At 67.1% G+C, this 16,765-nt stretch carries 17 protein-coding genes and 1 pseudogene; 11 read left to right on the top strand and 7 right to left on the bottom strand.

The window, feature by feature from the left end; translation table 11 throughout:
- Positions 1-125 precede the first annotated feature (125 nt).
- Positions 126-1,151, top strand: a complete 1,026-nt coding sequence (locus DIE23_RS15130; protein WP_124612865.1) for a fatty acid desaturase — start codon at positions 126-128, stop codon at positions 1,149-1,151.
- A 229-nt stretch (positions 1,152-1,380) separates the two neighbouring features.
- Entirely contained in the window at positions 1,381-2,583 is a 1,203-nt protein-coding gene (locus tag DIE23_RS15125) for a benzoate/H(+) symporter BenE family transporter (protein ID WP_124612864.1), read from the top strand.
- A gap of 32 nt (positions 2,584-2,615) precedes the next feature.
- On the opposite strand, the gene DIE23_RS15120 is transcribed toward DIE23_RS15125, so the two are convergent.
- Both DIE23_RS15120 and DIE23_RS15115 read right to left on the bottom strand, forming a co-directional pair.
- The gene (locus DIE23_RS15120; protein ID WP_124612863.1) at positions 2,616-3,503 is read right to left on the bottom strand and encodes an NAD(P)H-binding protein; all 888 of its coding nucleotides are present in this window, start codon (positions 3,501-3,503) and stop codon (positions 2,616-2,618) included.
- A gap of 294 nt (positions 3,504-3,797) precedes the next feature.
- Positions 3,798-4,703 (bottom strand): AraC family transcriptional regulator, encoded by a 906-nt coding sequence (locus DIE23_RS15115; protein WP_124612862.1) that lies wholly within the window; start codon positions 4,701-4,703, stop codon positions 3,798-3,800.
- Between the two features lie 192 nt (positions 4,704-4,895).
- On the opposite strand from DIE23_RS15115, the gene DIE23_RS15110 reads away from it, so the two are divergent.
- Positions 4,896-5,093: a hypothetical protein gene (locus DIE23_RS15110; protein WP_124612861.1), complete on the top strand. Its 198-nt coding sequence runs from the start codon at positions 4,896-4,898 to the stop codon at positions 5,091-5,093.
- A 50-nt stretch (positions 5,094-5,143) separates the two neighbouring features.
- Here DIE23_RS15110 and DIE23_RS15105 read toward each other — a convergent pair whose 3' ends face one another.
- Entirely contained in the window at positions 5,144-6,097 is a 954-nt protein-coding gene (locus DIE23_RS15105; RefSeq protein WP_124487108.1) for a LysR family transcriptional regulator, read from the bottom strand.
- Between the two features lie 100 nt (positions 6,098-6,197).
- On the opposite strand from DIE23_RS15105, the gene DIE23_RS15100 reads away from it, so the two are divergent.
- The 3 genes and pseudogenes from DIE23_RS15100 to DIE23_RS15090 all read left to right on the top strand — a co-directional run.
- On the top strand, positions 6,198-7,556 hold the full coding sequence (locus DIE23_RS15100; RefSeq protein ID WP_124612860.1) for an NAD(P)/FAD-dependent oxidoreductase: 1,359 nt from the start codon (positions 6,198-6,200) through the stop codon (positions 7,554-7,556).
- A 324-nt stretch (positions 7,557-7,880) separates the two neighbouring features.
- Positions 7,881-8,315 (top strand): hypothetical protein, encoded by a 435-nt coding sequence (locus tag DIE23_RS15095; RefSeq protein WP_014900564.1) that lies wholly within the window; start codon positions 7,881-7,883, stop codon positions 8,313-8,315.
- A gap of 165 nt (positions 8,316-8,480) precedes the next feature.
- Positions 8,481-8,753: pseudogene (locus DIE23_RS15090) on the top strand (histidine-type phosphatase); the annotation flags it as partial.
- A gap of 7 nt (positions 8,754-8,760) precedes the next feature.
- Here the strand turns inward: DIE23_RS15090 and DIE23_RS15085 are convergent.
- Together DIE23_RS15085 and DIE23_RS15080 are read right to left on the bottom strand one after the other, a co-directional pair.
- A complete protein-coding gene (locus tag DIE23_RS15085; protein ID WP_124612859.1) occupies positions 8,761-9,012 on the bottom strand; it encodes an energy transducer TonB in 252 nt (83 codons plus the stop codon).
- An 80-nt stretch (positions 9,013-9,092) separates the two neighbouring features.
- Positions 9,093-9,374 (bottom strand): transcriptional regulator, encoded by a 282-nt coding sequence (locus tag DIE23_RS15080; RefSeq protein ID WP_124612858.1) that lies wholly within the window; start codon positions 9,372-9,374, stop codon positions 9,093-9,095.
- A 360-nt stretch (positions 9,375-9,734) separates the two neighbouring features.
- Between DIE23_RS15080 and DIE23_RS39540 the strand changes: the two genes are divergently transcribed.
- From DIE23_RS39540 to DIE23_RS15060, 4 genes are all read left to right on the top strand, one after another.
- Complete coding sequence (locus DIE23_RS39540; protein ID WP_185646456.1) at positions 9,735-10,031, top strand: hypothetical protein; 297 nt, start codon at positions 9,735-9,737, stop codon at positions 10,029-10,031.
- Positions 10,028-10,183, top strand: a complete 156-nt coding sequence (locus DIE23_RS40165) for a hypothetical protein (RefSeq protein WP_260436071.1) — start codon at positions 10,028-10,030, stop codon at positions 10,181-10,183. Before DIE23_RS39540 ends, DIE23_RS40165 begins: the two co-directional genes overlap by 4 nt.
- A 65-nt stretch (positions 10,184-10,248) precedes the next feature.
- The gene (locus tag DIE23_RS15065) at positions 10,249-10,548 is read left to right on the top strand and encodes a hypothetical protein (RefSeq protein ID WP_124612857.1); all 300 of its coding nucleotides are present in this window, start codon (positions 10,249-10,251) and stop codon (positions 10,546-10,548) included.
- 433 nt (positions 10,549-10,981) lie between these two features.
- Positions 10,982-12,628 (top strand): EAL domain-containing protein, encoded by a 1,647-nt coding sequence (locus tag DIE23_RS15060; protein ID WP_124612856.1) that lies wholly within the window; start codon positions 10,982-10,984, stop codon positions 12,626-12,628.
- Between the two features lie 106 nt (positions 12,629-12,734).
- On the opposite strand, the gene DIE23_RS15055 is transcribed toward DIE23_RS15060, so the two are convergent.
- Positions 12,735-13,475 (bottom strand): SDR family NAD(P)-dependent oxidoreductase, encoded by a 741-nt coding sequence (locus DIE23_RS15055; RefSeq protein WP_185646455.1) that lies wholly within the window; start codon positions 13,473-13,475, stop codon positions 12,735-12,737.
- Positions 13,476-13,558: 83 nt separating this feature from the next.
- Positions 13,559-14,146 carry a TetR/AcrR family transcriptional regulator gene (locus DIE23_RS15050; RefSeq protein WP_124612855.1) on the bottom strand — a complete coding sequence of 196 codons (588 nt, stop codon included), beginning with the start codon at positions 14,144-14,146 and terminating at the stop codon, positions 13,559-13,561.
- Between the two features lie 209 nt (positions 14,147-14,355).
- Between DIE23_RS15050 and DIE23_RS15045 the strand changes: the two genes are divergently transcribed.
- Positions 14,356-16,722 carry a DNA polymerase II gene (locus tag DIE23_RS15045; protein WP_124612854.1) on the top strand — a complete coding sequence of 789 codons (2,367 nt, stop codon included), beginning with the start codon at positions 14,356-14,358 and terminating at the stop codon, positions 16,720-16,722.
- The last annotated feature ends 43 nt before the right edge of the window (positions 16,723-16,765 follow it).

Raw genomic sequence — 16,765 nt, 5'->3', positions numbered from 1 at the left:
TCGCATGCTGCGTTCGCTTTCGCGGCTGACCGCAAGCCGCGACGCATATCGGCCAATCGCATCGTGCCCCGTACGGGTGCGATCGTCCGCTACCCGCATCACCCGTTTCATCCCGCCCCAGCACCATGGCCGAATACTTCGACGTCGACCACGCACGCGCGATTGCCGCGCTCGACGCCCGCTTCACTGCCCGCACCGAATGGCCGACCTGGCTGCTGGTCGTCGCGATCTACGGCGGCTGGCTCGCCGTGCTGCTGCTCGTGCGTGCCGAGCGCCTGTCGCTCGCGGCCGCGACGCCGCCGCTGATCCTGCTCGGCACGTGGCACATGTCGCTGCAGCATGAGTTGCTGCACGGCCATCCGACGCGTTCCGCATTCGTGAACCGGCTGCTCGGCTATCCGCCGCTGACGATCTGGTATCCGTACACGCTCTATCGCGACACGCACCTCGACCATCACCGCGACGAGGACCTGACCGTGCCGGGCGTCGACCCGGAAACGAACTACGTGTCGCGCGAGCGGTGGGCGCGGCAGCCGCGCTGGCGTCGCGCGCTGACGGTTGCGCGCACCACCTTCGCCGGACGTCTCGTGTTCGGGCCGCCGACGAGCGTCGCCGCAATGTTCGCCGGCGCGTTCGCCGCGTTCCGGCACGGCGACTTCCGCCATCTGCGGATGTGGATCACGCACGCCGCCTGCGTGATCGCGCTGCTCGCATGGCTGCAGTGGGCAATCGGCGTGCCGTGGTGGTACTACTTGCTGGCGGTCACGTGGCCCGCGCTGTCGCTCGCGATGATCCGTTCGCTGTACGAGCATCGCGCCGCGCGGCACCCGAAGGCACGCATCGTGATCAACGAGGCCGGCTTCGCGATGCGGCTGCTGTACCTGAACAACAACTATCACCTCGTGCATCACGACCTGCCGACGCTCCCGTGGTACGACCTGCCGCGCGCGTACCGGATGCGGCGCGACGCCTATGCGGAGAAATGCGGCGGCTTCGTGATCCGCGGCGGGTATCGCGAACTGCTGGCGCGCCATGCGTGGACGCCGACCGACACGCCCGTGCATCCGTTCGACCAGGGCACGGCGTCGCTGTCGACGGGCAGCGGTGCGAAGGTCGCCGCGGTCGACGGGTATCTCCAGATCAGTACCTAGCACACGATCGCGCCGCGTTTCGCCGTGAAGCCGCCCGCTTCGGCGACGCACGCGCACGGCCGCACGGCCGCCCCTGCGCGAATTTCTTACGAAATGCCGACGACGCCGATCTTCATCGGCGAATTGCCAATTTCACCGGCAATGCCCAGAATGACGGCTCGTCCGGGGCTTCCAACAATCATTCGCCCCGACTCGGCGTCCCGGCCGCGCGCCACACTCCCCTACGACGATGCAACCGAACACCTCGCCCGGCGCGATCCGCTCGATCGGCAACGACTGGTCCGTCTCCGCGGTCACCGCGGGCTTTCTCGCGGTGCTGATTTCCTACGCGGGTCCGCTCGCGATCTTCTTCCAGGCGTCGCAGGCCGCGCATGCGTCCAACGAGATGGTGGCTTCGTGGGTCTGGGCGATCTCGATCGGCGCGGGCGTGTCGGGCCTGTTCGCGAGCTGGAAACTGAAGGTGCCGGTCGTGACCGCGTGGTCGGCACCCGGCACCGCGCTGCTCGTCGGCCTCTTTCCGCAACTGACGCTGAACCAGGCCGTCGGTGCGTACATCACGGCCGCGCTGATCATCCTCGTGATCGGCATCACCGGCTATTTCGACCGGCTCGTGCGCCACATTCCGCGCGGCATCGCGTGCGGGATGATGGCCGGCATCCTGCTGCCGTTCGGCATGCACGCATTCTCCGCCGCGACCGCGCAGCCGGTGCTCGGGTTCGGGATGATCGCGGCATACGTGATCTTCAAGCGCCTGCTGCCGCGCTACAGCATCGTGCTCGTGCTGCTGACGGGCGCCGCGCTCGCGACGCTGCTCGGCATGACCCATCTCGGCAACGTGTCGCCGAGCATCGCGCGGCCGATCTTCATCGCGCCCGAATGGACGCTCGGCACCACGCTCAGCCTCGCGCTGCCGCTCGTCGTCGTCAGTCTCACCGGCCAGTTCCTGCCGGGGATGACGATCCTGCGCGTGTCGGGCTATCACACGCCCGCGCGACCGATCATCACCGCGACCAGCGTGATGTCGCTCGTCGTCGCGTGCTTCGGCGGGATCACGATCGTCGTCGCGGCGATCACCGCGGCGCTGTGCACCGGCAAGGACTCGCACGAGGATCCGGACCGGCGCTACATCGCGGGCATCGCGAACGGCGTGATCTACCTGATCGGCGGGCTCTTCGCGGGGACGATCGTCACGCTGTTCTTCGCGCTGCCGAAGGCCTTCGTCGCGATCCTCGCGGGGCTCGCGCTGATCGGTGCCATCGGCACGAACGTGCACGGGATCTTCGAGGACGACGCGCATCGCGAGGCATCGGTGATCACGTTCCTCGCGACCGCATCGGGGATGACGTGGCTCGGGCTCGGCTCCGCGTTCTGGGGGATCGTGATCGGATCGGTCGCGTATGTGGTGACGAGCAGGGCGCGGCGACAGGCGTAACGCGCGGCGCGCCCTTTCAACCGCCGCATCGCTCACCGAGCATGCTCGCGCACCAGCGTCGCGAATGCCTCCGCCGGTGTCGTCGTGCCATACGCCCGCTCCGACACGCCGGCCTCGACATCGATCTGCCCCGCGTTGTGCACGTCATGGAGATCGACGATCAGTCGCGCATGACGCTCGCTGAGCCCCGCGCGCAACAACGTCGCGGTCCATGCGTCGCGCGGCAGTTCGCGCGCGACGATCTCCTGGTCCGCGACCGCGCCGAGCGTATCCGCGATGTCCCGCACGCTCACGCGCCGCGGCCCTTCGATGCTGACGATACGCGGCCCGTTGCCGGTTTCGGCGGAATCGAGCAGCAGCCGCGCCGCCGCGACACCGACATCGGGCGCCCAGACCGTCGGGAACACCTTGTCGACCGGATGGTGAAAGCTCGGCAGCACGCCGGTTGCGAGTGCGACGGGCAGCACGCGTGTCCAGTTCTGCAGGTGTTCGGCCGAGCGCAGCAGCGTGAGCCGCGTCGGAACCGTCCTCAGCCTTGCCTCCAGACGATGAAAGAGCCGCGTGATGCCCGTGTTGCCGTCGCGCTCCGCGCCATAGTCCGACAGCGCGAGCAGCGCCGGCGGCGGATTCGCGACGAGCGCGTCGGTCACGAGGTCGATCGTCCGCTCCATCGTTGCCGCCGGGTCGCTGTCGGCGACCGGCACCGGGCACAGCATCTGCACGGCTTGCGCGCCATCGATCGCCGCGGCGACCGCGCGGGCGTCCGTCAGGTCGGCGATCGCGACGTCGCAGCCGAGCTGCGCGAAGCGTTCGCGCCGGCGTGCGTCGTGCAGCACCGCGCGCACGGGATGGCCTGCCTGGCGCAGGGTCGTTACAGTCGACAGTCCGACGTTGCCTGATGCTCCGAAGATCACGAACACGATCCGCTCCCGGGGGATGAAAGTGCGGTGATTGTCGGCGCTCACGGCCAACGTGACGCGCACAGACGGATGATCGGAACAGGAACGGATGACGGATTGGTCGGTTGCCGAGTTTGTCCGCTGCGTCGCCGGCCCCGGCAATTGTCCAGCAGGCTGTCGGACAATTGCCCTGGAGCCCGACCGGGTATTGCTGGCCGAATTGAAGCAGTCCGAGCAACGCATTGCCCACGCCCGGCAGACAATGGGCTCACCGAACGTCGGCCGCCGCGGGGTCCAATCCGGCACAGCGGTCGATCAACGGTCCTCGCCGTCATAAGCGAGCCGCAGCCCGCCCCGCGCCCCCGACCGCGCGATCTCCGTCGGCGTCACGCCCAGCACGCGATTCATCCAGTTCGCCATGTGGCTCTGATGCGCAAATCCGGCTTCGAGCGCGATCTGGCTGATGCTGAGCCGGCCTTCGAGCAGCAACGCCTTCGCACGCTCGACCCGGCGCCGCACCACGTACTGATGCACCGGCATTCCGAGCGTCTCGCGAAACAGCACCTTGAAATGCGGCACGCTGATCGACACGAGCGCCGCAAGCTCGGCAATCGTCATCCGGCGTTCGAGGTTGGCCTCGACATAGTCGATCACGCGCGCCGCCGTTTTCGGCGCAAGCGTACGCCGGCGCTCGCGAAACACCGGCTGGCTGTCGACCAGCCGCGCGACCAGCGCCGTGCACAGGCTCTCCGCATAGAGCGGATCCGACGCGTCTTCCGCTTCGAGTTCCGCGGCCATCGCCCACGCGATGTGCTGCAGGCGCGGATCGCGCACCTGCAGCCGCCGGCGGATCTGCGCCTGCGACGGCTTCAGCTCGAGTTGCTCGAACGTGCGCCGCACGAACGTGTCGCTGAGCGCGACGTGCAGGATCCGGCAATCGGCGCTGTCGGTCCACTGGCCCGGCAGGCCGGCGGGAATCACGTCGATGTCGCCGTGCGCCTGGATGCGCGACACGCGTTCGCCATCGCACACGCAATCCGCGCGCACGGGCGAGCCGATATGCACGCCGATGCGGTGATGCTCGGCGGCCGGGATCCGGTACGTGCCCGCGCGAATCTCCAGCAGCGACGCGCCGAAGCCGCGCCAGCCAAGCCCGCGGCTGGAGCGCAGGCTGACCGGCACGCCGTTGTCGGTCGGCGCCGCGAGAATCGGATCGCTCATGGTTCCCCTCCACCAGATCGGGTGTCGAACGCGCATTGTGACGCTTTTCCGGGCCGCTTGCCGGGCTTGCACGACCATGTCCGCGCCGAGCGGAAAAAGATCATCCGTTTCTGCTCCCGCCCATCCTTGCATGCGCGCCGGCGGGCGCCGCGCCGCTTACGATGACCTCATCCGACACCTACGGAGACCGTCATGCCCCATTACTGCCCGCAACGCGCGGCGCTCACCCCCGCTTCACCGTCCCGCGCCGCCCGCCGTCCTTCCCGCCTCGCCTCCCGCATCGACCGGACCGCCCTCGCAGCATGGTGCTTGCGCATGATCGGCTGGTACCGGCTCGAACGGCTGCTCGCGTCGATTCCCGACAGCAACGACGACTTCGGGATCGTTTAACCGCCGCAACACACGGCACGCACACACTGCACTCATCCGCCCTCATCCGCCTACTTGCGCCGCCGCTCGTGCGGCGCCACCGTCGCGCCGTCGATCACCGGCGCGCCCTGCTTGATCAGGAAGTCGCGAAACAGCCCCGTCACCTGCGAGATCCGCCGGTCGGCGAGCGTGACCACATACCATTCGCGCTCGATCGGGTTGCCCGGAAACGGCAGCTGCCCGAGCAGCCCCGTGCGCAGCTCGAGTGCACACGCGTGCAACGACAGGAACGCGACGCCGAGCCCCGCTTCGGCCATCTGCTTGATCGCCTCGTTGCTCGACAGTTCGGAGCCCACATGGAACCGGTAGCCGGCCGTCTTGAACAGGCTCTCGACGGTCGAGCGCGTGCCCGCGCCGCGTTCGCGCACGAGCAGGTGCGCGGATTCGAGATCCTTCAGCGCGACACGCTTGCGCTGCATCAGCGGATGGCCGGGCGCCGCGACGAACACCATCGGATGCTTCGCGAACTCGACCGCGTGCGTGCGCAGCTCCTTCGGCGCGCTGCCCATCACCGCGAGATCGATTTCATGCGTCGCGAGCATGCGGATGATGTCGTCGCGATTGCCGACCTTGAAATAGGTCTTCACATGCGGACGCGTCGCGGTGAATTTCACCAGCAGCGGCGGGATCAGATACTCGGCCGTCGTGATCGCGCCGATCCGCAGCGTGCCGCCGAGATCGCCCGTCAGCGCGGCCACTTCGTCGCCGGCCTCGCTCCATAGATGCAGGATCTCGCGTGCATAGCGCGACACGATTTCACCGGCCGCGGTCAGCTGCACGCCGCGCCCCACCCGCTGCAGCAGCGCGGCGCCCACGGCCTCCTCGAGCAGGCGAACCTGCAGCGACACGGCCGGCTGCGTCAGGTTCAGCTCCTCGGCCGCGCGCGACACGCTGCCGAGCCGCGCGATCATGTCCAGCGCCTTCAGCTGCCGGAACGTCGCGGTCTTTCCTATAAGTGAATACATATGAGTCGCTTATAAACATTAAATTGTTCGCGTAGGTTCAAAACTATATCGTCGGTTCTTGAGCAATGTCATCCGAATCGTCATCAGCGGGAGCCACAACATGGACACCATCACGCCTACCCTTGCAACGGATCGCGCACCGCGCGTGCCGCGCATCGTGATCGTCGGCGGCGGCGCCGGCGGCCTGCAGCTCGCCACGCGCCTCGGCGACACGGTCGGCCGCCGCGGCCAGGCCGAGGTCGTGCTCGTCGACCGCTACCCGACGCACTTCTGGAAGCCGCTGCTGCACGAAGCCGCGTCCGGCCATCGCGATCCGGCCTCGCACACGATCGAATACGCGGCGCAGGCAAAGCGCCACGGCTTCCGCTTCGTGCAGGGCGAGCTGCAGCGGGTCGACCGCGCGGCACGCACGGCGACGATCGCGGCGGTGCAGGACGCGGACGGCACGGAGATCCTGCCGCAGCGCGAGCTCGGCTACGACGATCTCGTGCTGGCCGTCGGCAGCGTGACGAACTTCTTCAACGTGCCGGGCGCCGCGCGCCACGCGTTGCCGCTCGAAAACCTCGACCAGGCCGAGGATTTCCGCCGCAAGTTCCTCGCCGCCTGCACGAAGGCGAACCACCTGGCCGAGCAGCAGCCGGCGCGGCGCGCGGCACCGATCTGCATCAACGTGATCGGCGCGGGCGCGACGGGCGTCGAACTGGCCGCGGCGCTGCGCCATGCGATCCAGCAGCTGACGACGTATCGCTTCAAGGCGCTGGTGTCCGCACGCGACGTGCACATCCGGCTGATCGAGGGCGGCCCGCGCATCCTGCCGGCGCTCGATGCCAGGCTGTCGGCCAAGATGCACGCGCAACTGCGCACGCTGAACGTCGACGTGCTGACGGATACGCGCGTCGCGGAAGTCGGCGCGGATGCGGTCACGACCGCGACCGGCGAGCGGCTCGCGAGCGACATCACGATCTGGGCGGCCGGCGTCGCGGGCCCCGCGATCCTGCGGGAACTCGGCGACATCGCGCTCAACCGGTCGAACCAGGTGATCGTGACCGACACGCTGCAGACGCCCGACGATCCGCACGTGTACGCGTTCGGCGACTGCGCCGCGTGTCCGTCGGCCGACGCGAGCGGTTTCCTGCCGCCGCGCGCGCAGGTCGCGCACCAGCAGGCCGTGTACCTGGGCGAAGCGCTCGCGCGGCGCCTCGCCGGCAAGCCGGTGGCGTGCTTCACGTTCCGCGACGCGGGCACCGTCGTGTCGCTCGGCCAGGCCGGCGCCGTGTATCAGGCCGACCTCGGCGTGCGTTCGCGCTCGCTGATCGTCGACGGGCTCGCCGCGATCGGGCTGTACAAGTTCCTGTACCGCAAGCATCTGTTCAGCGTGTACGGACTGAAGCGTGCGCTGTTCCAGTCGCTGAGCCACTGGCTGCAAAGCCGCAACCAGCCGTCGATCAAGCTGCACTGATCGCCGACTTCCACACGGCATCGCAAGACGGCGTATCGGGCGCACCTCGCCCGATACGCCGTTTTCTTATCTGCACACATCCGGTGCATTCGTTGCGTGCGCACGTTTGGTGCATCACATTGAAGCCCGTCGATACGATGCAAATCATCCGGAAAACATGGGATCGCGCCCATCCCGCGCCGGCGTTGGCTCGCCGCCCCATTCATTAGTCGAATCGTATGAGTCGACTATAAATATTAATTGGTCGCAATTTCCGGATCGACGCTAAGGTGTGGGGCATTCCCGTCCGCGAACGGATCGTCACGTCTCAGGAGAGGAATCACCGTGGTCATCGAAGCCATCGTCACCCGTCTCGACGCCGCATTCGCGCAGATCGAAGCGACACCGGATTCGCACGAATCGCGCAACCAGCGCGATGCGATCATCCAGTGGCTCGACAGCGCGTCGGAGCAAGGATATCGACTCGGTCTCGTCACGACGCTGCCGGCCGCCCGGCTCAGCGACATGTTCGAAGGCCAGTTCGGCCGTGCGAACCTCGACCGCTTCTCGGTCGTCGTGACCGACGCCAACCAGCAGGACTCCGTATCAAACCAGCATCCGTTCGACGTCGCGCTGCAGGCGCTGGGCGTGCCGCCCGAGCGCGCGGTGGCCGTCGCGAGCAGCGAACCGGAACGCCGCGAAGCCGAGACGTTCGGCCTGTCGCGTTGCGTGCGTATCACCGACACGGTGCGATCGATCGCATCGGCAGGCGTGCACTGACCTGAGTCGCTGCATACGGGCCGGCTCGCGCCGGCCTGTCGCGATCCGGCGTGACGCCGACGATTACCCGACCAAATCCTGGCATTCTGCCGTCAAAGTTGCTTGCAACGCTTCGGGCTCGACCGAGCCTACCCGGAGACGGGACGACGCGCTTCCTGCCTCGTTCCGTCCGCTTCAAACCTGAAGAACGTGTTCGTGCCGACGCCGCAGGCGCGGACCTGCACGTATGAGAACAATCCGTGGCGCGGCGACCCGATGTCGCCGATGGCCGCGAACATGCAATGGGACGTGTATCGCAACGGCTCGCGGCTCATCGTGAAGATGCTGTACTACGAGCGCGAGACGGATTCCCAGGCGGTGTGCGACGGCGCGAAGATCGCGCCGGGGAGTCACTTCCATGACTATGCGGTGTTGAAGCGCTGCTACGGATATCCGTGACGCGCCGTCAGTCCACCGGGTAATCGAGATCGTGCCAACGCCTGGCCGATTTCCCGCCGGAGCCGAGATGCCCGCCGGGGAAGCGCATCACGGCAATCGCGTGCAGCGCTTTCTCGTCGAGCACGGCGTCGCCGCTGCTTCGCCTGACCTTGAGATCGCGGACACGCCCGTGCTCGTCGAGCCAGACACGCACGATCACGCGCCTTCTCGACGCGTTGTTCTGTACGCCGCGCGACAACAGGCGGTCCATCAACGACATGCGGTTCTCCACGATCGTCGAGTGCTTCGGTTATCTCCGCGTGCATCGACGGATCGACGCGCGCTGGCCTGCGTACCGCATCAATGCCGAATGGCTGCGCTCGTGTGTGCCGCCCGCGCGACCTTCGGCTTCGCGGCGACGTGCGCCTTCGGATCGGCGCTGACCGCATGTTCGACCTTACGGGTCTTCGCGGGCGCCGCGTGCGCCTTCGACGCTGGTTTCGCGTCGACATGCGCGGCGGCAGGCGCACTCGGCTTCGAACGAACGGCTTGCTGCCCCGGCTTCACGGCCGTCACACCGCTCGCCGCTACCGACGGATGCTTGACCTGGTGCGCGTACGCCTTGACGTCGTGGTCGCTCATCCACGATTCCGTGTAGGCCGCCGACGCGGGCTGCGACAGGTTGAGATACGCGACCGATGCGACGAGAAAGGCACGAATATGCGTGCGACGATTGAATGCGGTAATGACGAATGCTCCTTGCGATCTGGCTTGACGTGCCGTGTCGGCGCCGTCTTGGCGGCACGATAAATGAGCGCCTTCGGCATCGCAAGCCTCTGCCGGCGATTCAAACGATTCTTAACGTTTGAACGATCGATCCGGCGCGTGCGATCGGTTACACACCGCGTTCGGCCGCGGCGCCTTCGTCCTCGCCCTTCCGCTCGACACGCCACGTATGAATCGGCCGCTGCCCCGGCCGCATCTCCCGGACGGCATCCACAGATGCCTGAGCCGCTGCCCGATCGGCCCCGGCGCGAGCACGTCGCGCCGCACGCCGACGAATTCATGGAGAGTCAGCGCCAGAAAGTTGTACGAACGGATCTGCTGCGTGATGCCGTAGTCGACCGGCTCCGTTTCCTCGACATACGTGCCGAACATCCGGTCGAAGACGATCAGCACGCCGCCGTCGTTCCTGTCGAGATAGCGCGGGTCGCGACCGTGATGCGCGCGATGATTCGCGACGTGTCGAACACGGCCTCGAACCAGCGCGCCAGCCCGACGACGCGCTGCTGCAGATGATGGAGCGGCAGGCGAGCGCGCTGCTCGCCGAGTTGCGCCAGACCGACGATCTCGAACAGGCGTCACGCGCCGCGAGCGCCGCGCGAGCGAATGAAACGCCGGCATCGACGGTTTGGCCTCGCGGCCTGCGGGGCCAGAACGCTGATCGCTGACTGCCATTGACGGCGCCGAACTCCGATTCGCCAACGGTGTCGAACCTGCACCGCCGGAGATTCACATGAAACGCGCCGCCCCGTTCGTCATCCTGATCCTGCTTGCCGCCGCCAGCTTGCCGGCGCTCGCCGGCGGTGCCGCGTCGCCGGTTCCGCAGCAAGCGAGAAACTGCGTACCGTCCTCCACGTCCGCCGCCACGACGCCCGGCGCCCACGCCGCGTCGAAGGCCCCGCCGATCCGTGTGTGCGTCGGCGATTCCGACGCGCAACTGAACCTGCCCTGGTTCCTGACCGACATCCTCACCGCCGTGGACACGCATCAATCGCCCCGCGACCTGCTCCACAAGATGCGCGACGACTTCTGACGCGCGGCCGTCCATGCCTGCACGCGCGCTGAAAGAAACCCGCCGCACGCTGGATGGACCTCGTTTTCACGGCGATCCAGGGACTGGATCGCCGGACGTGACGCACCATGCAAATATTTCTTGACGAGCATCAATTGAGAAATTAAGCGATTTTTTGACTAACGTTATTTCGCAATCGCGCGTCACGTCATATACTTCCGGCGCACCATCCTCGTGCCAAGAGACGGTGTCTTCTGTCCCGGCCGCACACCGATGCGGCTGGGGCTCTTTTCGGGCGTGCGATGCCAACATACATGCATATTCAATGCATGCATCGAAAAACGTGTCGCCCCCGATCCCGCCGCGATCCCACCCCTGATGCGATTCGCGAGCGTAGAATCGACCAGCGTGCCGCTATCGGCGCGAATTACCGTGCCCCGGCCAGGCACGGCGCATGCTCCGCGTCTATCCATCAAACGGTTCGACCTGCATACCCATGCGTACAACAACAAATGCGACCCGAGGAACCTCCACGCCCGCGCCGGGCCCGAAGCCCGCATTCCAGCGCAGCGGGGTGTGGCCACACGTCGTCTTGTCCGTTGCCCTGCTCATCTGCATGCTCGTGCTCGTGCTGGCGTTCGTCGTTGCCGATCGCCTTGCGCGCGAATCGGTTGCCCGACACGAACGCGTCGTCGCGGACGACATCGTGGCCTCGGTCAACCACATCCTCGACGGGATTCGCTCACGGCACCCGGACGAACTGAACGCCCTGGTCGGACGGCCCTGCTCGGCAATCTTCCGGACACTTGCCGAAGTAGGCACTCACCTGCGTTATCTTCGGGCCGTCGGGCTGGCCAACAACGGCCGCGTCACATGCTCGTCGGCGCTCGGTCCGATCGACGTCTCGCTCGATGCATACCTGAAGGCGCCGGAACCGGGGATGACCGCCATCGCGCTGCTTCCGCAGACGCCGTTTCAGCATCGCGTTCCGGTGCTGGCGGCGTTTCGCGCGACCGCGCACCAATCGGGCGTCCTGTATCTGGTCGAAGGCGACTATGTGGCGGACGTGCTCGCGCACGGTACCCGCTTCGGCGCGGAAACGGCCACGCTGTCGATCGAGGGCACGGGCGGCCTCGATCAGCATGGCGCGTTCGTGCCGCCGTTCGGCGCGGCCCCGGCGGCGGGCAGCGCGATCACTTCGAGCACCTGGCCGTTCACGGTTTCCGTGATCTCGTCGCAAGCCTACGTCTCGCAGGTGCATCGGCAGTACCGGCTGATCTGCGTGACGATCGCGCTGTTGGTGAACGGCCTCGTCGCGGCAGCCTACCTGCTCGCGATGGCGCCGCGACGGCTGCTGCTGAAGGCCGTGCGCAATGCGCTGAACCGCAACGAGTTCCACGTCGTGTACCAGCCGATCGTCGACGTCGACACGCGCAGGACCGTGGGCGTCGAGGCGTTGCTGCGCTGGCATCATCCGAAATGGGGGGCGATCAGCCCGGCCGTGTTCGTGCCGCAGGTCGAATCGAGCGCAATTCTGCCGAAGGTGACCGAATTCGTGCTGCGGACGGCGGTGTCGGAACTGACCGCGCTCACGCCGTCGATGCCGCTGCGCATCGCGATCAACGTCGCGCCGAAGGATCTCGAACGCGCGCGCTTCGTGTCCGTCGTCGAAGACACGATCCGCCGGCTTCCGCCGGGCTTCACCCTGGTGCTCGAGGTGACCGAGCGCATCCTGCTCGAAAAAAATGCGCGCACCACCGCGATGTTCGCCGCGCTGCGCGCGACGGGCGCGAAGTTCGCGATCGACGACTTCGGCACCCATCACAGCAATCTCGACATGCTGTCGCGCTTTCCGTTCGACTACGTGAAGATCGATCGCCAGTTCATCTCGCAGCTGACCACCGGCAATGCCAGGCTGATCGAAGGGATCGCGGCGCTGGCACACCACTACGACCTGAAGATCATTGCCGAGGGCGTCGAGACGGAGGAGCAGCATCGCGCGCTGCATGCGGTCGGGATCCAGTATGCGCAGGGCTACCTGTATCAGCGGCCGCAGCGGCCGGAACACCTGAAGCGGGATTTCGCATCGATGCCGGCTTAGGTGTTGGCCTACGTATCGGCCCACATGTTGGCTCAGGCGCCGACCGGCGCGGCGCGTGCGATGCCGCACGCAGCGCGATCCTGACGTTGCGCACGGCTGCATCGCACTACAGCGCCATCCCGCCGTCGATCGTCAGGCTGGAGCCCGTCATGTAGGCCGATTCGGCACTCGCGAGCCACGCCACGAGCGCCGCAATCTCGTCCGGACTGCCGGCACGCCCGAGCGGAATGAGCGGCCGGACGTGATCCAGCAGATCGGCCGTCATGTCTGTCGCGACCGGCCCCGGCTGCACGTTGTTGATCGTGATGCCGCGCGGCGCGAGATCGACCGCGATGCCTTTCACCATCACGGCCACCGCGGCCTTCGTCATCGAATAGACGCTCGAGCCCGGATAGCCGCTGCGCACGGCCGCATTGCTGCCGATCGTGACGATGCGGCCGCCTTGCGTCAGATGCGCCGCGCCGGCCTGAACGGCGAGGAACACGCCGCGCACATTGACGGCCAGCATCCGGTCGAGGTCGTCGACGCTGACTTCCGATATCTCGCCCATCTTCAGGATGCCCGCGTTGACCACGGCGATGTCGAGCCGCCCGAAGCGCTCGACCGTCTGCGCGACGGCCTGCCGGATCTCGTCCGCGCTCGCGCTGTCGGCACGAATCGCCAGTGCATTCCGCCCGGCGGCCTCGATTGCGGCAGCCGTCTCCTGCGCACGCTCCGGTGCCGACACGTAGGTGAGCGCCACGTCCGCACCGTCGGCCGCAAGCCTGCGCGCGATGCCCGCGCCGATCCCGCGCGCGCCGCCGAATACGATCGCTACCTTGCGTGCACCATCCGAATTCTTCGTCATGGTTCGCTCCTTTATGGACTAATCAGTCAAAAACAAACCAAAAAAATGCGCCGACCGCTGCGCCGGCGCGTTCGCCTTTCCGTCTATGCGGGTGCGCGGAGCCGATCGACCACGAATTCGGCCGTCGTCCGCAACGCCTGCTGCCGTGCGCCGGCGCGCGCGCCGAGCTGGATACCCTGCATCGTCGTCAGCACGAAGCCGGCGGCTTCGCGTGCATCGATCGACCGGTCGATCTCGCCCGTATCCTGCCCTTCGCGCACGCGCGCAACGAGCCGCTTCATCAGCAACGCGCCGGCCTTCTCGCGCAATTCGGCTAGCTCGGGATCTGCGGCGCCGAACTCGCAAATCGAATTGACGCCCATGCAACCGAGCGCGCGTTGTTCCGCATTGCCGGCGATCACGCCCAGCAGCAATGCCTCGACGCCCGCCAGCGCCGATGCCGGCCCCGCCAGCCGCGCGACATGGCCCGACACGCTGTCCGACTGATAGCGTTCGAGCGCCTCGACGTACAGCTTGCGCTTGTCGCCGAACGCGTTGTACAGACTCTGCCGGCCGATGTTCATCGCCCTCAACAGGTCGTCCGTGGACGTGCCGGCATAGCCCTTCTCCCAGAAAACGCGCAACGCGCGCTCCAGTGCTTCGTCCCGATCGAATTCACGTGGTCTCACCATGACGGCAGGATAATCATTATGGACACATCAGTCAACAATATCGCCGACAACGAATCGCCGGCCGGTCCGGATACCGGAACGGGGCACCGTGCGAGCCGTCGAGCGCCATCGCCGCTCGCTCGGCCCCCATTTCGCATCCGATCGACGCGTGGCAACCGCGCGAGAGGCGCTAAAATCCGCCGCCTGGGCATCCACGACGAGCAAGCGTTTTGACGGCGTTCGAGCAGGGTTTCATCCTCACCCGCCACTGGCGGGACACCGCATCCGGCATCGAGATCGAGTTCTGGCTGGCAACCGAACACGGTCCGCGCCGCGTGCGGCTGCGCCCGCAGGAAGCCGTCGCGTTCGTGCCGGCCGAGCAGCAGGCGCTCGCGGAACGCACGCTGGCCGGCGAGCGCGATGCCGAACTGCGCCCGCTCGCGCTGCGCGACTTCCGTCAGCGCGCGGTCGCCGGCCTCTACTGCCGCCGCTACCGCCATCTGTCCGGACTCCAGAAACGCCTCGCCGCGGCCGGCGTCGACGTGTACGAAGCCGACGTGCAGCCGCCCGACCGCTACACGATGGAGCGCTTCATCACGGCGCCCGTGCAGTTTCGCGGCACGGCCGGCCGCGACGGCACGCTGACCGACGGCGAACTGAAACCCGCGACCGGCTATCGTCCGACACTGCATTGCGTGTCGCTCGACATCGAGACGAGCGTCCACGGTGAGCTGTATTCGATCGCGCTCGAAGGCTGCGGACAGCGGCAGGTCTACATGCTCGGCCCGCCGAACGGCGACGCGCCGGCCGTCGACTTCCGCCTCGACTACTGCGACGGCCGGCCCGAGATGCTCGCCCGGCTCAACGACTGGTTCGCCGAGCACGATCCCGATGCGGTGATCGGCTGGAACCTCGTGCAGTTCGACCTGCGCATCCTGCATGCGCACGCGGAACAGTACGGCGTGCCGCTGAAGCTCGGGCGCGGCGGCAGCGTGCTCGAGTGGCGCGCGCACGGCCAGCAGCCCGACCACTTCTTCGCCGGTGCGGCCGGCCGCCTGATCCTCGACGGCATCGACATGCTGAAATCGGCGACGTGGACGTTCCCGTCGTTCAGCCTCGAATACGTGTCGCAGTCGCTGCTCGGCGAAGGCAAGTCGATCGACAATCCGTATCAGCGGATGGACGAGATCCAGCGCCGCTTCGATCACGACAAGCCCGCACTCGCGCACTACAACCTGAAGGACTGCGAACTCGTCACGCGCATCTTCGACAAGGCCGACCTGCTGTCCTTCGCGCTCGAACGCGCGACCGTCACGGGCCTCGCGGCCGATCGCACCGGCGGCTCGGTCGCCGCGTTCACGCACCTGTACCTGCCGCGCATGCACCGGCTCGGCTACGTCGCGCCGAACCTCGGCGACGTGACCGGACAGAACAGCCCGGGCGGCTTCGTGATGGATTCGCGCCCCGGCCTGTACGACTCGGTGCTCGTGTTCGACTACAAGAGCCTGTATCCGTCGATCATCCGCACGTTCCTGATCGATCCGGCCGGATTGATCGAAGGGCTCGCGCATCCGGGCGACGACACGTCGGTGCCCGGCTTTCTCGGCGCGCGCTTCTCGCGCACCGCGCATTGCCTGCCCGACATCGTGCGGCGCGTGTCGGAAGGCCGCGACGAAGCGAAACGCCAGCGCAACGCGCCGCTGTCGCAGGCGCTGAAGATCATCATGAATTCGTTCTACGGCGTGCTCGGCTCGACCGGCTGCCGGTTCTTCGATCCGCGCCTTGCGTCGTCGATCACGATGCGCGGCCACGAGATCATGCATCGCACGCGCGAGCTGATCGAGGCGCAGGGCTACGAAGTCATCTATGGCGATACCGATTCGACCTTCGTGTGGCTCGGGCGCGAGCACGACGACGACGCAGCAGCCGCCAAGGGCCGCGCGCTCGTCGAGCACGTGAACCGTTGGTGGCAGACGCACCTGCGCGATCGCTTCGGGCTCGAAAGCGCGCTTGAGCTGCAGTACGAGCGGCATTACCGTCGCTTCCTGATGCCGACCGTGCGCGGCGCGGAGGAAGGCAGCAAGAAGCGCTATGCAGGCCTCGCGCGCGCGGCGAACGGCGGCGAGGACCTCGTGTTCAAGGGGCTCGAAACGGTGCGCACCGACTGGACGCCGCTCGCGCAGGCATTCCAGCGCGAACTCTATCGGCGCGTGTTCAAGCGCGAGCCGTACCAGGACTTCATTCGCGACTACGTGCGGCGCACGCTCGCCGGCGAATACGACGCGCAACTGATCTATCGCAAGCGCGTGCGCCGGCCGCTGAGCGAATATCAGCGCAACGTGCCGCCGCACGTGCGTGCCGCGCGGATCGCCGACGAATTCAACCAGGCGCGCGGCCGGCCACTGCAGTACCAGCGCGGCGGCTGGATCAGCTACGTGATGACGACGGCCGGCCCGGAACCGCTCGAGACGATGCGCTCGCCGATCGACTACGCGTTCTACGTGAGCCGCCAGCTGCAGCCGGTCGCCGACGCGATCCTGCCGTTCCTGCGCGACGATTTCGAACGCGTGATCTCGGGGCAAGGACAATTGTTCTGAGACCGACGGCGCGGCGACACCATGCTCGCCCGTTCCGTCATAC

It is taken from the genome of Burkholderia sp. Bp9143 (assembly GCF_003853645.1).
In the GTDB taxonomy this organism is placed as follows: domain Bacteria; phylum Pseudomonadota; class Gammaproteobacteria; order Burkholderiales; family Burkholderiaceae; genus Burkholderia.
This window is presented reverse-complemented; position numbering and strand designations above follow the sequence as displayed.

Coding starts and splice junctions, on each gene's coding strand:
- DIE23_RS15130 (WP_124612865.1), top strand. CDS start 126: ATGGCCGAATACTTCGACGTCGACCACGCACGCGCGATTGCCGCGCTC.
- DIE23_RS15125 (WP_124612864.1), top strand. CDS start 1,381: ATGCAACCGAACACCTCGCCCGGCGCGATCCGCTCGATCGGCAACGAC.
- DIE23_RS15115 (WP_124612862.1), bottom strand. CDS start 4,703: ATGAGCGATCCGATTCTCGCGGCGCCGACCGACAACGGCGTGCCGGTC.
- DIE23_RS15110 (WP_124612861.1), top strand. CDS start 4,896: ATGCCCCATTACTGCCCGCAACGCGCGGCGCTCACCCCCGCTTCACCG.
- DIE23_RS15105 (WP_124487108.1), bottom strand. CDS start 6,097: ATGTATTCACTTATAGGAAAGACCGCGACGTTCCGGCAGCTGAAGGCG.
- DIE23_RS15100 (WP_124612860.1), top strand. CDS start 6,198: ATGGACACCATCACGCCTACCCTTGCAACGGATCGCGCACCGCGCGTG.
- DIE23_RS15085 (WP_124612859.1), bottom strand. CDS start 9,012: ATGTCGTTGATGGACCGCCTGTTGTCGCGCGGCGTACAGAACAACGCG.
- DIE23_RS15080 (WP_124612858.1), bottom strand. CDS start 9,374: ATGAGCGACCACGACGTCAAGGCGTACGCGCACCAGGTCAAGCATCCG.
- DIE23_RS39540 (WP_185646456.1), top strand. CDS start 9,735: ATGCCTGAGCCGCTGCCCGATCGGCCCCGGCGCGAGCACGTCGCGCCG.
- DIE23_RS40165 (WP_260436071.1), top strand. CDS start 10,028: ATGATGGAGCGGCAGGCGAGCGCGCTGCTCGCCGAGTTGCGCCAGACC.
- DIE23_RS15065 (WP_124612857.1), top strand. CDS start 10,249: ATGAAACGCGCCGCCCCGTTCGTCATCCTGATCCTGCTTGCCGCCGCC.
- DIE23_RS15060 (WP_124612856.1), top strand. CDS start 10,982: ATGCTCCGCGTCTATCCATCAAACGGTTCGACCTGCATACCCATGCGT.
- DIE23_RS15055 (WP_185646455.1), bottom strand. CDS start 13,475: ATGACGAAGAATTCGGATGGTGCACGCAAGGTAGCGATCGTATTCGGC.
- DIE23_RS15050 (WP_124612855.1), bottom strand. CDS start 14,146: ATGGTGAGACCACGTGAATTCGATCGGGACGAAGCACTGGAGCGCGCG.